The sequence below is a fragment of the Pseudomonas sp. 18175 genome (assembly GCF_050432925.1).
GTDB lineage: Bacteria > Pseudomonadota > Gammaproteobacteria > Pseudomonadales > Pseudomonadaceae > Aquipseudomonas.
In genome coordinates, this window is sequence record NZ_JBKFTO010000009.1 from 1 (window position 1) to 15,514 (window position 15,514).

At 61.6% G+C, this 15,514-nt stretch carries 13 protein-coding genes and 1 pseudogene; 10 read left to right on the forward strand and 4 right to left on the reverse strand.

Annotated features, from left to right (window positions below; translation table 11 throughout):
- Positions 1 to 130: 130 nt before the first annotated feature.
- Entirely contained in the window at positions 131 to 838 is a 708-nt protein-coding gene (locus ACLD1Y_RS13975; protein WP_429478509.1) for a tellurite resistance TerB family protein, read from the reverse strand.
- 168 nt (positions 839 to 1,006) lie between these two features.
- Here ACLD1Y_RS13975 and ACLD1Y_RS13980 point away from each other — a divergent pair, with 168 nt between their 5' ends.
- From ACLD1Y_RS13980 to ACLD1Y_RS14020, 9 genes are all read left to right on the forward strand, one after another.
- Complete coding sequence (locus ACLD1Y_RS13980) at positions 1,007 to 1,918, forward strand: LysR family transcriptional regulator (protein ID WP_429478510.1); 912 nt, start codon at positions 1,007 to 1,009, stop codon at positions 1,916 to 1,918.
- Positions 1,919 to 2,051: 133 nt separating this feature from the next.
- Positions 2,052 to 3,509, forward strand: a complete 1,458-nt coding sequence (locus tag ACLD1Y_RS13985; protein ID WP_429478704.1) for a gamma-aminobutyraldehyde dehydrogenase — start codon at positions 2,052 to 2,054, stop codon at positions 3,507 to 3,509.
- Between the two features lie 74 nt (positions 3,510 to 3,583).
- A complete protein-coding gene (ydcS, locus tag ACLD1Y_RS13990) occupies positions 3,584 to 4,735 on the forward strand; it encodes a putative ABC transporter substrate-binding protein YdcS (RefSeq protein WP_429478511.1) in 1,152 nt (383 codons plus the stop codon).
- 205 nt (positions 4,736 to 4,940) lie between these two features.
- The gene (locus ACLD1Y_RS13995; protein ID WP_429478512.1) at positions 4,941 to 5,975 is read left to right on the forward strand and encodes an ABC transporter ATP-binding protein; all 1,035 of its coding nucleotides are present in this window, start codon (positions 4,941 to 4,943) and stop codon (positions 5,973 to 5,975) included.
- Position 5,976: 1 nt separating this feature from the next.
- Positions 5,977 to 6,906: an ABC transporter permease gene (locus ACLD1Y_RS14000; protein WP_429478513.1), complete on the forward strand. Its 930-nt coding sequence runs from the start codon at positions 5,977 to 5,979 to the stop codon at positions 6,904 to 6,906.
- Positions 6,896 to 7,705 carry an ABC transporter permease gene (locus tag ACLD1Y_RS14005; protein WP_429478514.1) on the forward strand — a complete coding sequence of 270 codons (810 nt, stop codon included), beginning with the start codon at positions 6,896 to 6,898 and terminating at the stop codon, positions 7,703 to 7,705. The genes ACLD1Y_RS14000 and ACLD1Y_RS14005 overlap by 11 nt, the downstream gene beginning before the upstream one ends.
- Before the next feature lie 24 nt (positions 7,706 to 7,729).
- Positions 7,730 to 8,887, forward strand: a complete 1,158-nt coding sequence (locus ACLD1Y_RS14010) for an iron-containing alcohol dehydrogenase (protein ID WP_429478515.1) — start codon at positions 7,730 to 7,732, stop codon at positions 8,885 to 8,887.
- Between the two features lie 17 nt (positions 8,888 to 8,904).
- Complete coding sequence (locus tag ACLD1Y_RS14015) at positions 8,905 to 10,230, forward strand: APC family permease (protein ID WP_429478516.1); 1,326 nt, start codon at positions 8,905 to 8,907, stop codon at positions 10,228 to 10,230.
- A gap of 27 nt (positions 10,231 to 10,257) precedes the next feature.
- Positions 10,258 to 11,682, forward strand: coding sequence for a gamma-aminobutyraldehyde dehydrogenase (locus ACLD1Y_RS14020; protein ID WP_429478517.1), 1,425 nt, complete (start codon positions 10,258 to 10,260; stop codon positions 11,680 to 11,682).
- Between the two features lie 96 nt (positions 11,683 to 11,778).
- Here the strand turns inward: ACLD1Y_RS14020 and ACLD1Y_RS14025 are convergent.
- Positions 11,779 to 11,970 (reverse strand): annotated as a pseudogene (locus ACLD1Y_RS14025) (dimethylsulfone monooxygenase SfnG); the annotation flags it as partial.
- 194 nt (positions 11,971 to 12,164) lie between these two features.
- On the opposite strand from ACLD1Y_RS14025, the gene ACLD1Y_RS14030 reads away from it, so the two are divergent.
- Positions 12,165 to 13,790, forward strand: coding sequence for a glucan biosynthesis protein D (locus tag ACLD1Y_RS14030; protein ID WP_429478518.1), 1,626 nt, complete (start codon positions 12,165 to 12,167; stop codon positions 13,788 to 13,790).
- 44 nt (positions 13,791 to 13,834) lie between these two features.
- Here the strand turns inward: ACLD1Y_RS14030 and ACLD1Y_RS14035 are convergent, their stop codons facing one another.
- Positions 13,835 to 14,020, reverse strand: coding sequence for a hypothetical protein (locus tag ACLD1Y_RS14035; protein WP_429478519.1), 186 nt, complete (start codon positions 14,018 to 14,020; stop codon positions 13,835 to 13,837).
- A gap of 271 nt (positions 14,021 to 14,291) precedes the next feature.
- Complete coding sequence (locus ACLD1Y_RS14040; protein WP_429478520.1) at positions 14,292 to 15,398, reverse strand: NADH:flavin oxidoreductase/NADH oxidase; 1,107 nt, start codon at positions 15,396 to 15,398, stop codon at positions 14,292 to 14,294.
- Between the last annotated feature and the right edge of the window lie 116 nt (positions 15,399 to 15,514).

Below are 15,514 nucleotides of genomic sequence, written 5' to 3' on the forward strand. Positions count from 1 at the left end.
GAAGCGGCCCTAAACCTTACACCGCGCAGTGCCTGGCACTACACGGCGTTCTCATTCGGGCTGCTTCGCAGCCCAGCGCGGGGCAAGCCCGCTCACCACAGAGGCCGTGTTGCACTTAACGAACTGGCATTCAGGCGTTCAGACGCACCTGTTTTTCCAACTCGGCCTTAAGGCCCGGCTCAAGCTTGAGCTGCCGGGCGAGTTCGTCGAGGTAGGCCTTTTCCATAAAGTTTTCCTCATCCACCAGCATGACGCTGGCGATGTACATCTCGGCGGCCATTTCCGGGGTGTTCGCGGCGCGGGCCACGTCGGCTGGGTCGAGGGGTTTGTTGAGTTCGGCGTGCAGCCAGTTTTGCAGTTCGCGGTCGTTATCCAACTTGGTGAACTCGCCTTCGATCAGCGTGCGTTCGCGCTCGTCGACGTGTCCATCGGCCTTGGCGGCGGCGACCAGGGCCTTGAGGATGGCCTGGCTGTGTTGCTCAACCTGGGCCGGTGGCAGGCGGTCGATGGTTTGCGGCTCGCCTTTGGGCGCATTGGCCTGTTGCGCCTGCCAGTTGCCGTAAGCCTTGTAGGCAATGACGCCCAACGCCGCCAGACCGCCATAGGTGAGAGCCTTGCCACCGAATTTGCGGGCTTTCTTGTTGCCCAGCAGCAGGCCCATGGCGCCGGCCGCCAGGGCACCACCGCCCGCGCCACCGAGCAAGCTTCCCAGGCCACCACCGCCGAGCAAGCCGCCCAGCGCACCTTTATCGTCCTGTTTACTCTGGCCGCCGGCCTTGTTTTGCAGCATGTCCTGGCCAGATTTGAGCAGTTGATCGAGCAATCCACGGGTATTCATTCGCGGCCTCCAGGCACTTGGGTTCGTAGGAGCAATAGGCCCCCAGCGTAAAACTAAGTGCCAAAAAACCCTGTTCTAGAGTGCTTCCAGATGTAACGCCGCTGACGTTCGCATAAATCGATATACACTCGGGCAAATCGATAAAAACACCCCACTGGTACTTCCAGCATGATGACGTTGCGTCAAATCCGGCATTTCATCGCCGTGGCCGAGACCGGCTCGATCTCTGCGGCCGCGCAAACCGCGTTTATTTCCCAGTCCACCCTGACCCTGGCGATCCAGCAACTGGAACAGGAAATCGGCGTCACCCTGTTCAACCGCCATGCCAAGGGTATGACCCTGACCCACCAGGGCCATCAGTTCCTGCGCCAGGCGCACCTGATCCTCGCGACTGTCGACAACGCCAAGCGCAGCCTGCAACAGAGCACCGACCAAGTGGCCGGGCAGTTGATCATCGGCGTGACCAGCCTGGTGGCCGGCTATTACCTGGCCGATTTGCTCACCCGTTTCCAGCGCGCCTACCCCAATGTGGAGATCCGCGTCATGGAGGATGAGCGCCCCTACATCGAGCACTTGCTGGTGAGCGGCGAGATCGATGTGGGCGTGCTGATCCTCTCCAACCTCGAAGACCGCCACGCCCTGCAAACCGAAGTGCTCACCCACTCGCCCCACCGCCTGTGGCTACCGGCGCAACACCCGCTGCTGGAGCACGACAGCATTAATCTCGCCGACGTGGCGCGTGAGCCGCTGATCCAGTTGAACGTGGATGAAATGGGCCAGAGCGCCCAACGCCTGTGGACCGGCGCGGGCCTGCAACCGCGCGTCACCCTGCGCACGGCGTCCACCGAAGCGGTGCGAAGCCTGGTGGCGGCGGGCCTGGGCGTGTCGATCCAACCGGACATGACCTACCGCCCCTGGTCACTTGAGGGCGACATTATTGAAGCACGGCCCATTGCTGACCTTAGCCAGACCCTCGACGTCGGCCTGGCCTGGCGCCGTGGCACGGCGCGGCCTGCGCTGGTAGACCCGTTCCTCACGGTAGCCCGCGAACAGCCCCACCCACGCAAGCCATCTATTTAATCGAATGCTGCATTCAGTATTTAGTATTTGTTGACCTCGCGCTTGACCACTAGTCTCTGCTGATCCCGTAGGAGAAGGTCAGGCGCCTCGTAAGAGAACGCCCATGATCGAACAACAAAAGAGATCGCGAAAAATGTCCGGCGCGCCCACCCCGCTGCTTACTGCGTTGCTGATCGACGGCGAACTGGTCCAGGGCCAGGGTTTCGTCGAGCCGATCCTCAATCCGGCCACCGGCGAAGTACTGACCCAGATCGCTGAAGCCAGCACCGAGCAGGTCGAAGCCGCGATCCTTGCCGCCTACCGTGCCTTTACCGGCTGGTCGCGCACCACGCCGCAGCAACGTTCGAACATTCTGCTGGCCATCGCCGACGCCATCGAACAACAAGCCGACTACCTGGCCCGCCTGGAATCCCTGAACTGCGGCAAGCCATTGCACTTGGCGCGCCAGGATGACTTGAGTGCCACGGTGGACGTGTTCCGCTTCTTTGCCGGTGCCGTACGTTGCCAGACCGGCCAGCTCAGCGGCGAATACCTGCCGGGCTACACCAGCATGGTGCGCCGAGACCCAATCGGTGTGGTGGCGTCAATTGCGCCGTGGAACTACCCGTTGATGATGGCCGCGTGGAAGATCGCGCCAGCGCTGGCCGCCGGTAATACCCTGGTGTTCAAGCCGTCGGAACACACGCCGCTGTCGATCCTGGCGCTGGCCCCTGCCCTCAGCCAACTGCTGCCGCGCGGCGTGATCAACATCTTGTGTGGCGGTGGCGAAGGCGTGGGCAGTCATCTGGTCAGCCATCCCAAAGTGCGCATGGTCTCGCTGACCGGCGATATCGTCACCGGGCAGAAGATCCTGCAAGCCGCGTCCAAGACCCTGAAGCGCACGCACCTGGAACTGGGCGGCAAGGCGCCGGTGATCGTGTGCAACGACGCCGACCTGCAAGCGGTGGTCGAAGGCGTACGCGCCTATGGTTACTACAACGCCGGCCAGGATTGCACCGCCGCGTGCCGCATCTACGCCCAGGCGGGGATCCACGACACGTTGGTCGCCGAGTTGGGGGCGGCGGTCAGCAGCCTGCGTTTTGCCGGCAAGCGTGACGCCGACAACGAACTCGGCCCGCTGATCAGCACGCGCCAACGCGACCGCGTGGCCAGTTTTGTCGAACGCGCCCTCGGCCAGCCGCACATCGAACGCATCACCGGTGCCGCCGTGCATTCCGGTGCGGGCTTCTATTACCAGCCCACCCTGCTCGCTGGTTGCAAGCAAAGCGATGAAATCGTGCAGCGCGAAGTGTTCGGCCCAGTGGTCACCGTGACCCGCTTCGAAGAACTGGAACAGGCGGTGGACTGGGCCAACGACTCCGAATACGGCCTGGCCTCCTCGGTCTGGACCCAAAACCTGGACAAGGCCATGCAAGTGGCGGCGCGCCTGCAATACGGCTGCACTTGGATCAACAGCCACTTCATGCTGGTGAGTGAAATGCCACACGGCGGGTTGAAGCGCTCAGGGTATGGGAAGGATCTGTCCAGCGATTCGCTACAGGACTACAGCGTGGTGCGCCACATCATGGCGCGCCACGGCCAGCATCTCTAAAAACAACAACTAAGCTTTTTGCGTGACCGGTTTCACACACTGCCCCGACCATAATTAAAGAAGAGGGAACCCCTATGTCCGCGCACACGACCGCACTGCTCAGTGCCTTGACTACCGCGCTGCTGGCCAGCGCCAGCCTGCAGGCTGCCGAACCGCTCAAAGCGGTCGGTGCCGGCGAAGGCCAGTTGGATATCGTCGCCTGGCCCGGCTATATCGAGCGGGGCGAAAGCGACAAGGCCTACGACTGGGTTACCGGTTTCGAGAAGGAAACCGGCTGCAAAGTGAATGTGAAAACCGCCGCCACCTCGGACGAAATGGTCAGCCTGATGGCCAAGGGCGGTTATGACCTGGTGACCGCATCCGGCGATGCGTCGCTGCGCCTGATCGGCGGCAAGCGCGTGCAACCGATCAACACCGCATTGATCCCCAACTGGAAGTCCATCGACCCGCGCCTCAAGGATGCGCCGTGGTACGTGGTCGGCCAGCAGACCTACGGCACCCCGTACCAGTGGGGCCCGAACGTGTTGATGTACAACACCAACGTGTTCACAACCCCGCCCACCAGTTGGAACGTGCTGTTCGAGGCGCAAAACCTGCCAGACGGCAAGCCGAACAAAGGCCGCGTGCAAGCCTATGACGGCCCGATCTACATCGCCGACGCGGCGCTGTACCTCAAAAGCGCCAAGCCGGAATTGGGCATCCAGAACCCCTATGAATTGACCGAAACCCAGTACAAAGCCGTGCTCGACCTGTTGCGCGTCCAGCAACCGTTGATCCACCGCTACTGGCACGACACCACCGTGCAAATGAGTGACTTCAAAAACGAAGGCGTGGTGGCCTCCAGCGCCTGGCCGTACCAGGTCAACGGCTTGCAGAACGAGAAACAGCCGATCGCTTCGACCATCCCCAAGGAAGGCGCCACCGGCTGGGCCGACACCACCATGTTGCACAGCGAGGCCAAGCACCCCAACTGCGCCTACAAGTGGATGGATTGGTCGCTGCAACCCAAGGTTCAGGGCGATGTGGCGGCATGGTTCGGCTCGCTGCCGGCGGTGCCTGCGGCGTGTAAAGAAAGCGAACTGTTGGGTGCCGAAGGGTGCAAGACCAACGGTTTCGACCAGTTCGACAAGATCGCCTTCTGGAAAACCCCGCAGGCTGAAGGCGGCAAGTTCGTGCCGTATAGCCGTTGGACCCAGGATTACATTGCGATCATGGGTGGGCGCTGAGGTGTCACTGGCGACCTGAATCCAATGTGGGAGCGGGCTTGCTCGCGAATGCGGTGTGTCAGTTGACACATGTATGTCTGATGTACCGCATTCGCGAGCAAGCCCGCTCCCACATTTGGACCGAGTCAGATTCAGAACCGAGTTTACTGTCCAGAAGCCTCACCGGGCCGCTGCGACGACCCCTGCTTTTTCGGAGCTCCGCACCATGACGCTTGCAGTTCAATTCACTCACGTCAGCCGTCACTTCGGCGATGTCAAAGCCGTGGACCGGGTCTCCATTGATATCCAGGACGGCGAGTTCTTTTCCATGCTCGGCCCCTCTGGGTCCGGCAAGACCACCTGCCTGCGCCTGATCGCTGGGTTCGAGCAACCCAGCGCGGGCTCGATCCGCATCCATGGCGCCGAAGCCGCCGGTTTGCCGCCGTACCAGCGCGATGTGAACACGGTGTTCCAGGACTACGCGCTGTTCCCCCATATGAATGTGCGCGACAACGTGGCCTATGGCCTGAAAGTCAAAGGCGTGGCCAAGGCCGAACGCCTCAATCGCGCCGAAGAAGCCTTGGGCATGGTCGCCCTCAACGGCTACGGCGACCGCAAGCCGGTGCAGCTCTCCGGCGGCCAGCGCCAGCGCGTGGCCCTGGCCCGTGCGCTGGTCAATCGCCCACGGGTACTGCTGTTGGATGAACCGCTGGGGGCGCTTGACCTCAAGCTTCGCGAGCAGATGCAAAGCGAACTGAAAAAGCTGCAACGCCAGCTGGGCATCACCTTTATTTTCGTGACCCACGACCAGACCGAAGCGCTGTCGATGTCCGACCGTGTGGCGGTGTTCAACAAGGGCCGTATCGAGCAGGTCGACACCCCGCGCAACCTGTACATGAAGCCGGCCACGGCGTTTGTCGCCGAGTTCGTCGGCACCTCCAACGTGATTCGCGGCGAGTTGGCCCAACGTCTCAGCGGCAGCACCCAACCCTTCTCGATTCGGCCCGAACACGTACGCTTTGCCGAAGGCCCGTTGGGTGCCAACGACGTAGAAATCAGCGGTGTGCTGCACGACATCCAATACCAGGGCAGCGCCACCCGCTACGAGCTGACACTGGAAAACGGCCAGACGCTGAATATCAGCCAGGCCAACCACCAATGGCTGGACATCAGCTGCGGCCACCAGATCGGCCAGCCGATCACCGCCCGTTGGGCGCGCGAAGCCATGACCCCGCTGACCGACAGCGCAGGCGAGGTGTGACATGAGCCCTGCCCTTTCCCAAGCGCCGATGCGCAGGTTTTCCAACCTGCTGTACCGCAAGCCCAACCTGTACCTGGCGATGTTGCTGGTACCGCCACTGATCTGGTTCGGCGCGATTTACCTGGGCTCGTTGCTGACCTTGCTGTGGCAAGGTTTCTACACCTTCGATGACTTCACCATGGCGGTCACCCCGGACCTGACCCTGGCCAACTTCGCCGCGCTGTTCCAGCCGTCGAACTTCGACATCATCCTGCGCACCTTGAGCATGGCGATTGGGGTGTCCATCGCCAGCGCCATCGTCGCCTTTCCCATCGCCTACTACATGGCGCGCTACACCACGGGCAAGACCAAGGCGTTTTTCTACATCGCCGTGATGATGCCGATGTGGGCCAGCTACATCGTCAAGGCGTACGCCTGGACCTTGCTGCTGGCCAAGGGCGGCGTGGCGCAATGGTTTGTGCAGCACCTGGGGCTGGAGCCGGTGTTGCAGTTCGTGTTGGGCATTCCCGGTGTGGGTGGCAGCACCCTGAGCACCTCGCACCTGGGGCGGTTCATGGTGTTCGTCTATATCTGGCTGCCGTTCATGATTCTTCCGATCCAGGCGTCACTTGAGCGGTTGCCGCCGTCGTTGCTGCAAGCCTCGGCCGACCTTGGCGCGAAGCCGCGCCAGACCTTCCTGCAGGTGATTCTGCCGTTGTCGGTGCCGGGGATTGCCGCCGGTTCCATCTTCACGTTCTCGCTGACCCTGGGGGATTTCATCGTGCCGCAGCTGGTGGGCCCGCCGGGGTACTTCGTCGGCGGCATGGTGTACGCCCAGCAAGGCGCCATCGGCAATATGCCCATGGCGGCGGCGTTCACCCTGGTGCCCATCGTGCTGATCGCGATCTACCTGTCCATCGTCAAACGCCTGGGGGCCTTCGATGCACTCTGACAAAGCGTCTATCGGTTTGCGCATTGCCGCCTGGGGCGGGTTGGTGTTTTTGCACTTCCCGATCCTGATCATCTTCCTCTACGCCTTCAACACCGAAGAAGCCGCGTTCAGCTTTCCACCCCAGGGTTTCACCTTGAAGTGGTTCAGCGTGGCCTTTGCGCGGCCGGACGTGCTGGAGGCGATCAAGCTGTCATTGCAGATCGCGGCCATCGCCACGTTGATTGCCATGGTGCTGGGTACGCTGGCCTCGGCGGCGTTGTATCGCCGGGAGTTCTTCGGCAAGCAAGGCGTGTCGCTGATGCTGATCCTGCCGATTGCGCTGCCGGGGATCATCACCGGTATCGCGTTGCTGGCGACCTTCAAGACCCTGGGCATCGAGCCCGGCATGTTCACCATCATCGTCGGCCACGCGACCTTCTGCGTGGTGATCGTCTACAACAACGTCATCGCCCGCCTGCGCCGCACCTCCCACAGCCTCATCGAAGCCTCGATGGACCTGGGCGCCGACGGCTGGCAGACCTTTCGCTACATCATCCTGCCCAACCTGGGCTCGGCACTGCTGGCCGGCGGCATGCTCGCCTTTGCGCTGTCGTTCGACGAAATCATCGTCACCACCTTCACCGCCGGCCATGAACGCACCTTGCCGCTGTGGCTGCTCAACCAACTGAGCCGCCCACGGGATGTGCCGGTGACCAACGTGGTCGCCATGCTGGTGATGCTGGTGACGATGTTCCCGATTCTCGGTGCCTACTACCTGACACGCGGTGGTGAAAGCGTGGCCGGTAGTGGCGGTAAATAACGGTTTTTTCAAGGAGCCAATCCCATGCAATTCCAGTTTCTACTTCCTACCAAAATTGTCATGGAGCCCGGCCTGCGTGCACGTACCGCCGAGCATTTGCAGCCGCTGGGGCTCAAACATGTGTTGCTGGTGACCGATGCCGGGGTGAAAAACGCCGGCCTGCTGGAAGACATCTACACCAGCCTGAACCAAGCGGGCATTCGCTTCGATGAAATCAGCGACGTCAAGCCCAACCCCCGCAGCGAGGACTGCAACCGCGCCGCCGAGCGCTTTCGCAACACCGGCATCGACGGCCTGCTGGCCGTGGGCGGCGGCAGTGCGATGGACGCGGCCAAGGCCATCAGCGTGCTGTTGACCCACGAAGGCAAGGTTGAAGACTACGAAGGCGCGTTCACCCTCAAGCATGCGGTACTGCCGATTGTCGCCATCCCCACCACCGCCGGCACCGGCAGCGAAGTGACGTTCTTCTCGGTGATCACCGACACCCAGCGCCACTTCAAAATGAGCCTGCTGGACTACCGCCTCGGCCCGGTATTGGCGCTGCTGGACTCCAACATCACTGCCACCCTGCCACCGGCCATTGCCGCCAGCACCGGGATGGATGCACTGACCCACGCCATCGAGGCCTACACCGGCAAGCCGGCCAACCCCATCAGCGATGGCCTGGCCCTGCATGCGATCCGCCTGATCAGCCGTCATCTGCTGCCCGCCGTGCGCGAGCCCGACAACCTCAACGCCCGCGAACAGATGCTGGTGGCCAGCCTGATTGCCGGCATGGCCTTCGGCAACGCCGACATCGCCAGTGTGCACTGCATCTCTGAAGCCATCGGCGGCATGTACGACACGCCCCATGGCGTGGGCAACGCGATTTTCCTACCGTTCGTGTTCAGCCATAACCGCGATGCCGACCTGGAACGGCACGCCGATGTGGCCTACGCGCTGGGTATCGACCCCAACCTCAACGCCGCCGACGCCGCGCAAGCAGCGGTGGAGCGGCTGTTCAACATGAGCCGGGAATTGGGCATTCCGAGTTTCAGCGAGGTGAAGGGCGTGCGTGAGGAAGACTTCCTGACCATCGCCGAAAAGTCCAAGAGCAATATTTCCGATGCCAGTAACGCCAAGCCCATGACCGTGGAGAGTTATCTCCAAGTCATCCGCGACGCCTTTCATTACGCCTCCTGACATTAAGAGCCTTCGCAATGAGCACTGACACTGAACATTTGAAACGAACCCTCGGCCCGGTTTCCGTGGTGCTGTTTGGCCTGGCCTTTATTGCCCCGCTGATTGTATTCGGCACCTACGGCGTGATCGCCGAGGCCAGCCAGAACACCGTGGCGCTGTCCTACCTAGTGGCCTCCATCGGGGTATTTTTCACCGCGTTGAGCTACGGGCGCATGGTGCGCGTGTTTCCGGTGGCGGGCTCGGCCTACACCTACACGCGCAAAATGCTCAACGCCAACTTCGGCTTTATGGTGGGTTGGGCGGCGCTGCTGGATTACTTCTTTATCCCGATGCTGATCTGGCTGCTGGGCGCCAGCTACCTGGCCCTGGCCTTTCCCGATGTGCCGCAGTGGTGCTGGATCGCGGCGTTTATTGTGTCGACCACGCTGCTGAACATCCTTGGCATTCAGATCGCCAACCGCTTCAACATTTTTCTGATGCTGGTGCAGATCTCGATCATCGTGGTGTTTATCGCCCTGTGCTGGCACTACGTGTCGGCGGCCAATGGCGTGGGCGGCCTGTTGTCGGCCAAGCCGTTCTTCAATGCCCAAGTGCCGTTCTCGGCGACCATGGCGGGCGCGGCGATTGCGGCCTACTCGTTCCTGGGCTTCGATGCGTTGTCGACCTTGAGCGAAGAAACCGTCAACCCGAAAAAAACCATTCCCCAGGCAATCCTGCTGGTGGCCCTTATCGGCGGCACGGTGTATGTGGGTGCGGCGTACTTCATGTACATGGCGCACCCGCTGCCGGAGTTCGCCAATATCGACGGCGCCGCGTTCGAGATCGCCAAGATGATCGGCGGTGACCTGTTCTTCACCGTGGTATTGGCGGGCATCATCCTGGCGCACTTTGCCGCTGGCCTGTCCTTCCAGGCCAGCGTCGGGCGCCTGCTGTTTGCCTTGGGTCGCGACAACCTGTTGCCGCGTGCGCTGTTCGGCGTGCTGCACCCGCGCTTCAAGACCCCGGTGTTCAACATCCTGCTGGCCGGCGTGTTCGGGTTTGTCGGCCTGGGCCTGACCATCGCCACCGCCACGTCCCTGGTGAACTTCGGTGCGTTCCTGGCGTTTACCTCGGTGAACCTGTGCGCATTGAAATTGACCTTCGACAAGGTGGTTGGCGACCAGCCCGGCGTGTTTCGTGGCGTGATCTGCCCGTTGATCGGCGCCACCACCTCCGCGTGGATGCTGATCAGCCTGGACAAGGACGCGCTGATCCTCGGCTGCCTGTGGCTGCTGCTCGGCGGCCTGTACCTGGCGTTCATGACCCGCGCCTTCCAACGCCCGGCGCCGGAAGCTGCGCTCTGAATTTTGTGCAACAAGTGGAGAACCACCATGCAAATCAAACTCTTGATCAATGGCCAGTTGGTGGCCGGTGAAGGTCCGGCCCAGCCGGTGTTGAACCCGTCGCTAGGCCAAGTGATCGTGCAGATCAACGAGGCCAGCGAAGCCCAGGTGGATGCCGCCGTGCGTGCGGCGGATGCAGCCTTTGAAAGCTGGTCGCAGACTGCGCCCAAGGACCGATCCTTGCTGCTGCTGAAACTGGCAGACGCAATCGAAGCCCACGGCGAAGAACTGGCCAGGTTGGAGTCGGATAACTGCGGCAAGCCCTACAGCGCCGCGCTGAACGATGAGATTCCGGCAATTGCCGACGTGTTCCGCTTCTTTGCCGGGGCCAGCCGCTGCATGAGTGGCTCGGCCGGTGGCGAATACTTGCCGGGGCATACGTCGATGATCCGTCGTGACCCGGTGGGTGTGATCGCCTCGATTGCGCCGTGGAACTACCCGTTGATGATGGTCGCGTGGAAAATCGCCCCCGCCTTGGCCGCCGGTAATACCGTGGTGCTAAAACCGTCGGAACAAACCCCGCTGACGGCGTTGCGTTTGGTGGAGCTGGCATCGGAGATTTTCCCGGCGGGTGTACTCAACCTGGTGTTCGGCCGTGGGCCGACAGTGGGCAGCCCGCTGGTGAACCATCCGAAAGTGCGCATGGTGTCGTTGACCGGTTCCATCGCCACCGGCGCAAATATTATTTCCAGCACCGCCGACAGCGTGAAGCGCATGCACATGGAACTGGGCGGCAAGGCGCCGGTGATCATCTTCAATGACGCGGATATTGATGCCGCTGTGGAAGGCATTCGTACCTTTGGTTTCTACAATGCCGGGCAGGATTGCACGGCGGCGTGCCGGATTTATGCCCAGGCCGGCATCTACGATGCGTTCGTCGAGAAGCTTGGCGCGGCGGTGGCAAGCATCAAGTACGGTTTGCAGGATGACCCGGCTACCGAGTTGGGCCCGCTGATTACCGCGCAACATCGCGACCGGGTCGCCGGTTTTGTCGAGCGCGCTGTGGCGCAGCCGCATATTCGCCTGGTAACAGGTGGCAAGGCGGTGGCGGGCGATGGGTTCTTCTTTGAGCCAACCGTGCTGGCCGATGCGCAGCAGGACGATGAGATTGTGCGCCGCGAGGTGTTCGGGCCGGTGGTGTCGGTAACCCCGTTCAGCGATGAGGCGCAGGTGCTGGGCTGGGCCAACGATTCGGACTACGGGCTGGCGTCGTCGGTGTGGACCGCCGATGTGGGGCGCGCCCATCGGCTGGCGGCGCGCTTGCAGTACGGCTGCACCTGGGTGAATACCCACTTCATGCTGGTCAGTGAGATGCCCCACGGCGGTCAGAAACTGTCGGGGTATGGCAAGGATATGTCGATGTATGGGTTGGAGGACTACACCAGCGTACGGCACGTAATGTTCAAGCACTGATGGCCACTTTGTAGTGAGCGGGCTTGCCCCGCGCTGGGCGGCTTCGCCACCCAGCGCGGGGCAAGCCCGCTCACTACAAATCGCGTAAAGCGTCGATCACGCCACCTGCTTGATCCCAGCCTTGGCTTCCAGCTCACGTACCAGCGGCAACACGCGCTTGCCGAAGTACTCCACTTCTTCCTGAAAGTGCAGGAAACCCGCCAGCACCAAATCCACGCCCACGGCCTTGAGCGCGACAATGCGCTCGGCGATCTGCTGTGGCGTGCCGATCAGGTTGGTCTTGAAGCCATNGGAAACGTCTTGTTTCACATGCAACGCCATCACCCCGCTATCAATCATTTTTCCTACGTCATCGAACCGCTTAAGCTATCCGGCGTCTGTTTATTGTCCGTTGCGTTTGGCCGAAGGCATGTCCGAACCGTAATTTCTTATCCGCTACGCGCCAGGAACGGCGCGGGATTTGCTCACGACAGGTTGTCTCTATGCACCGCAGGAATTTGCTCAAAGCGTCCATGGCCATTGCGGCTTACACCGGTTTATCGGCCAGCGGCCTGCTCGCCGCACAGGCGTGGGCCGGGAACCGTGCTGCCGATGGCAAGGCCGTGTCGTTCGATTTTGAAACGCTCAAAGCCCAGGCCAAGCAACTGGCCGGCACCGCGTATAAAGACACCAAGCAAGTGCTGCCGCCCACGTTGGCGACCATGACTCCGCAGAATTTCAACGCCATCGGCTATGACGGCCAGCATTCACTGTGGAAAGAATTGAACGGTCAACTGGACGTGCAGTTCTTCCACGTGGGCATGGGTTTCAAGACGCCGGTGCGCATGCACAGCGTCGACCCCAAGACCCGCGCATCCCGCGAGGTGCATTTCCGCCCTTCACTGTTCAACTATGAAAAAACCACGGTGGACACCAAGCAGCTCACCGGCGACCTGGGTTTCTCTGGCTTCAAGCTGTTCAAGGCGCCGGAGTTGGATCGCCATGACGTGCTGTCGTTTCTTGGCGCCAGCTACTTCCGCGCAGTGGATTCCACCGGCCAATACGGCCTGTCCGCCCGTGGCCTGGCCATCGATACCTACGCGAAAAAGCGCGAGGAGTTCCCTGACTTCACGCAGTTCTGGTTCGAAACCCCAGACAAGGATGCTACCCGCTTCGTGGTCTACGCCCTGCTCGACTCGCCAAGCGCCACCGGTGCCTATCGCTTCGATATCGACTGCCAGGCCAACCAGGTGGTGATGGCCATCGATGCCCATATCAATGCGCGTACTACCATCGAACAACTGGGCATCGCACCGATGACCAGCATGTTCAGCTGTGGCACCCATGAGCGCCGCATGTGCGACACCATCCACCCACAAATCCACGACTCGGACCGCCTGGCCATGTGGCGCGGCAACGGCGAGTGGATCTGCCGTCCGCTGAACAACCCGGCCAAGTTGCAGTTCAACGCCTTCGCCGATAAAGACCCGAAAGGCTTCGGCCTGGTGCAGACCGACCATGAGTTCGCCAGCTACCAGGACACCGTGGACTGGTACAGCAAGCGCCCAAGCCTGTGGGTCGAGCCGACCACCGCCTGGGGCGAAGGCTCCATCGACCTGCTGGAAATCCCCACCACCGGCGAAACCCTGGACAACATCGTGGCCTTCTGGACCCCGAAAAAACCCGTGGCCGCTGGCGACTCGCTCAACTACGGCTACAAGCTGTACTGGAGCGCCCTGCCACCGGTAAGCACGCCGTTGGCGCAGGTCGATGCCACCCGTTCGGGCATGGGCGGTTTTACCGAAGGCTGGGCCCCGGGCGAGCACTACCCAGAGGTGTGGGCCCGTCGTTTTGCCGTGGACTTCAAGGGCGGCGGCCTGGATCGCCTGCCGGCCGGCACCGGGATCGAACCGGTGGTGACCTGTTCTCACGGTGAGGTGAAGGATTTCAGCGTGCTGGTGCTGGATAACATCAAGGGCTATCGCATTCTGTTTGACTGGTACCCCACCAGCGACAGCGTGGAGCCGGTGGAACTGCGTTTGTTTATCCGCACTCAGGACCGCACCTTGAGCGAGACCTGGTTGTACCAGTACTTCCCGCCGGCGCCAGAACAGCGTAAGTACAGCTGATGCAAAAAGTGGGAGCAGCAACTGCTCCCACTGTTTTAGAGGGTCTAGAACCGCGACACACTCCTCATCGCCCCAATCAGATACCGCATCGCTACCTGATCACTCTCGGTCAGCGCACGGTACTGCGCCACCAACTCTGCCTCTTCCAGACTCAACCTGCGGCCACGCAAGGACAACCTGCGGGTGAGAAATGACGCCACTGCACCCGCCACACCATAGGACTTGGCCATGGATTGCTACTCCTGATATCAATCAAACACTCCTGGTGCCCACCACCCGCCACCCGTGACGCGCAATGCCTCAGCGGGCAAACACACTGACTCCCTGGGCCAGAAATCAGACTCACCCTAAGCGTAGAAACTATCTCGCCCACTGTGGGATTTTTTTAGAGTATTCACTTAAAAAACTACTGCGGTAACAAATACCTACAGGCATATCTCACTCTACAGGTAATAAAAAACCCACCGGATAAGAGTGGGTTCTGGTGCAGCGTCTGTAGGCTCAATCCCTCAAGTCAGACTCATGGATCGGCTGATCACGGTGAGTGGCCCGTTGGTATTGTGCCGGCCAGATCGCCTTGCGGCCGCCCAGGTCATCGTCGGCATGCAGCGGCCAGTACGGATCACGCAGCAGCTCCCGAGCCAAAAAGATGATATCGGCCTGGCAAGTGCGCAGGATGTGCTCGGCCTGGGCCGGTTCGGTGATCATGCCAACGGTGCCGGTGGCGATGCCCGACTCCTTGCGCACACGCTCGGCAAAGCGTGTCTGGTAGCCGGGGCCGGTGGGGATTTCGGCATTGGCGGCAGTGCCGCCAGAGGACACGTCGATCAGGTCTACGCCGAGGTCTTTGAGGCGGCGCGCCAGCTCCACGGTTTCGTCGGGGTTCCAGCCGTCTTCCACCCAGTCGGTGGCGGACACCCGTACAAACAGCGGCAGCTCCTGGGGCCATACTTCGCGCACCGCTTGGGTAACCTGCAACACCAACCGGATACGGTTTTCAAACGAGCCGCCGTATTGGTCCTGGCGCTGGTTGCTGATGGGAGAGAGGAATTGATGCAGCAGGTAGCCATGGGCGGCGTGGATCTCGACCACCTCGAAACCGGCGGTCAACGCGCGTTTTGCAGCGGCGACAAAGTCGGCGATCACTTGCTGGATCTGCCCTGCATCCAATTGCTTGGGTTGGGTGTGCTGGGGGTCGAAAGCAATCGGCGATGGGCCCACCGGCGTCCAGCCACCGTCTTCGGGCTTGACGCTGCCGTGCTTGCCGATCCACGGCCGGTGGGTGCTGGCCTTGCGCCCGGCGTGGGCCAGTTGGATGCCCGCCACGGCGCCTTGGGCCGCGATAAACCGAGTGATGCGTTGCAGCGGTTCGATCTGGGCGTCGTTCCATAGGCCCAGGTCTTGGGCCGTGATGCGGCCATCGGCGGTCACCGCAGTGGCCTCGGTAAAAATCAGCCCGGCACCGCCCACGGCGCGGCTGCCGAGGTGCACCAGGTGCCAGTCATTGGCTAGGCCATCTTCAGAGGAGTATTGGCACATCGGCGACACCGCAATGCGGTTGGGCAGGGTCAATTGGCGCAGGGTATAGGGTTCGAGCAGCTGACTCATGGCGCACCTCTTCTGGGTTCTGTGGGCACTTCTGTAGGAGCGAGCTTGCTCGCGAAGGCCTCAATGTCGCCGCGTCCATCCAGGATTTACGCGTTACCGTTGACGTTTTTCGCGAG

Coding starts and splice junctions, on each gene's coding strand:
- ACLD1Y_RS14005 (WP_429478514.1), top strand. CDS start 6,896: ATGCACTCTGACAAAGCGTCTATCGGTTTGCGCATTGCCGCCTGGGGC.
- ACLD1Y_RS13975 (WP_429478509.1), bottom strand. CDS start 838: ATGAATACCCGTGGATTGCTCGATCAACTGCTCAAATCTGGCCAGGAC.
- ACLD1Y_RS13995 (WP_429478512.1), top strand. CDS start 4,941: ATGACGCTTGCAGTTCAATTCACTCACGTCAGCCGTCACTTCGGCGAT.
- ACLD1Y_RS14030 (WP_429478518.1), top strand. CDS start 12,165: ATGCACCGCAGGAATTTGCTCAAAGCGTCCATGGCCATTGCGGCTTAC.
- ACLD1Y_RS14015 (WP_429478516.1), top strand. CDS start 8,905: ATGAGCACTGACACTGAACATTTGAAACGAACCCTCGGCCCGGTTTCC.
- ACLD1Y_RS13980 (WP_429478510.1), top strand. CDS start 1,007: ATGATGACGTTGCGTCAAATCCGGCATTTCATCGCCGTGGCCGAGACC.
- ACLD1Y_RS14000 (WP_429478513.1), top strand. CDS start 5,977: ATGAGCCCTGCCCTTTCCCAAGCGCCGATGCGCAGGTTTTCCAACCTG.
- ACLD1Y_RS14035 (WP_429478519.1), bottom strand. CDS start 14,020: ATGGCCAAGTCCTATGGTGTGGCGGGTGCAGTGGCGTCATTTCTCACC.
- ACLD1Y_RS13985 (WP_429478704.1), top strand. CDS start 2,052: ATGTCCGGCGCGCCCACCCCGCTGCTTACTGCGTTGCTGATCGACGGC.
- ACLD1Y_RS14040 (WP_429478520.1), bottom strand. CDS start 15,398: ATGAGTCAGCTGCTCGAACCCTATACCCTGCGCCAATTGACCCTGCCC.
- ACLD1Y_RS14010 (WP_429478515.1), top strand. CDS start 7,730: ATGCAATTCCAGTTTCTACTTCCTACCAAAATTGTCATGGAGCCCGGC.
- ACLD1Y_RS14020 (WP_429478517.1), top strand. CDS start 10,258: ATGCAAATCAAACTCTTGATCAATGGCCAGTTGGTGGCCGGTGAAGGT.
- ydcS (WP_429478511.1), top strand. CDS start 3,584: ATGTCCGCGCACACGACCGCACTGCTCAGTGCCTTGACTACCGCGCTG.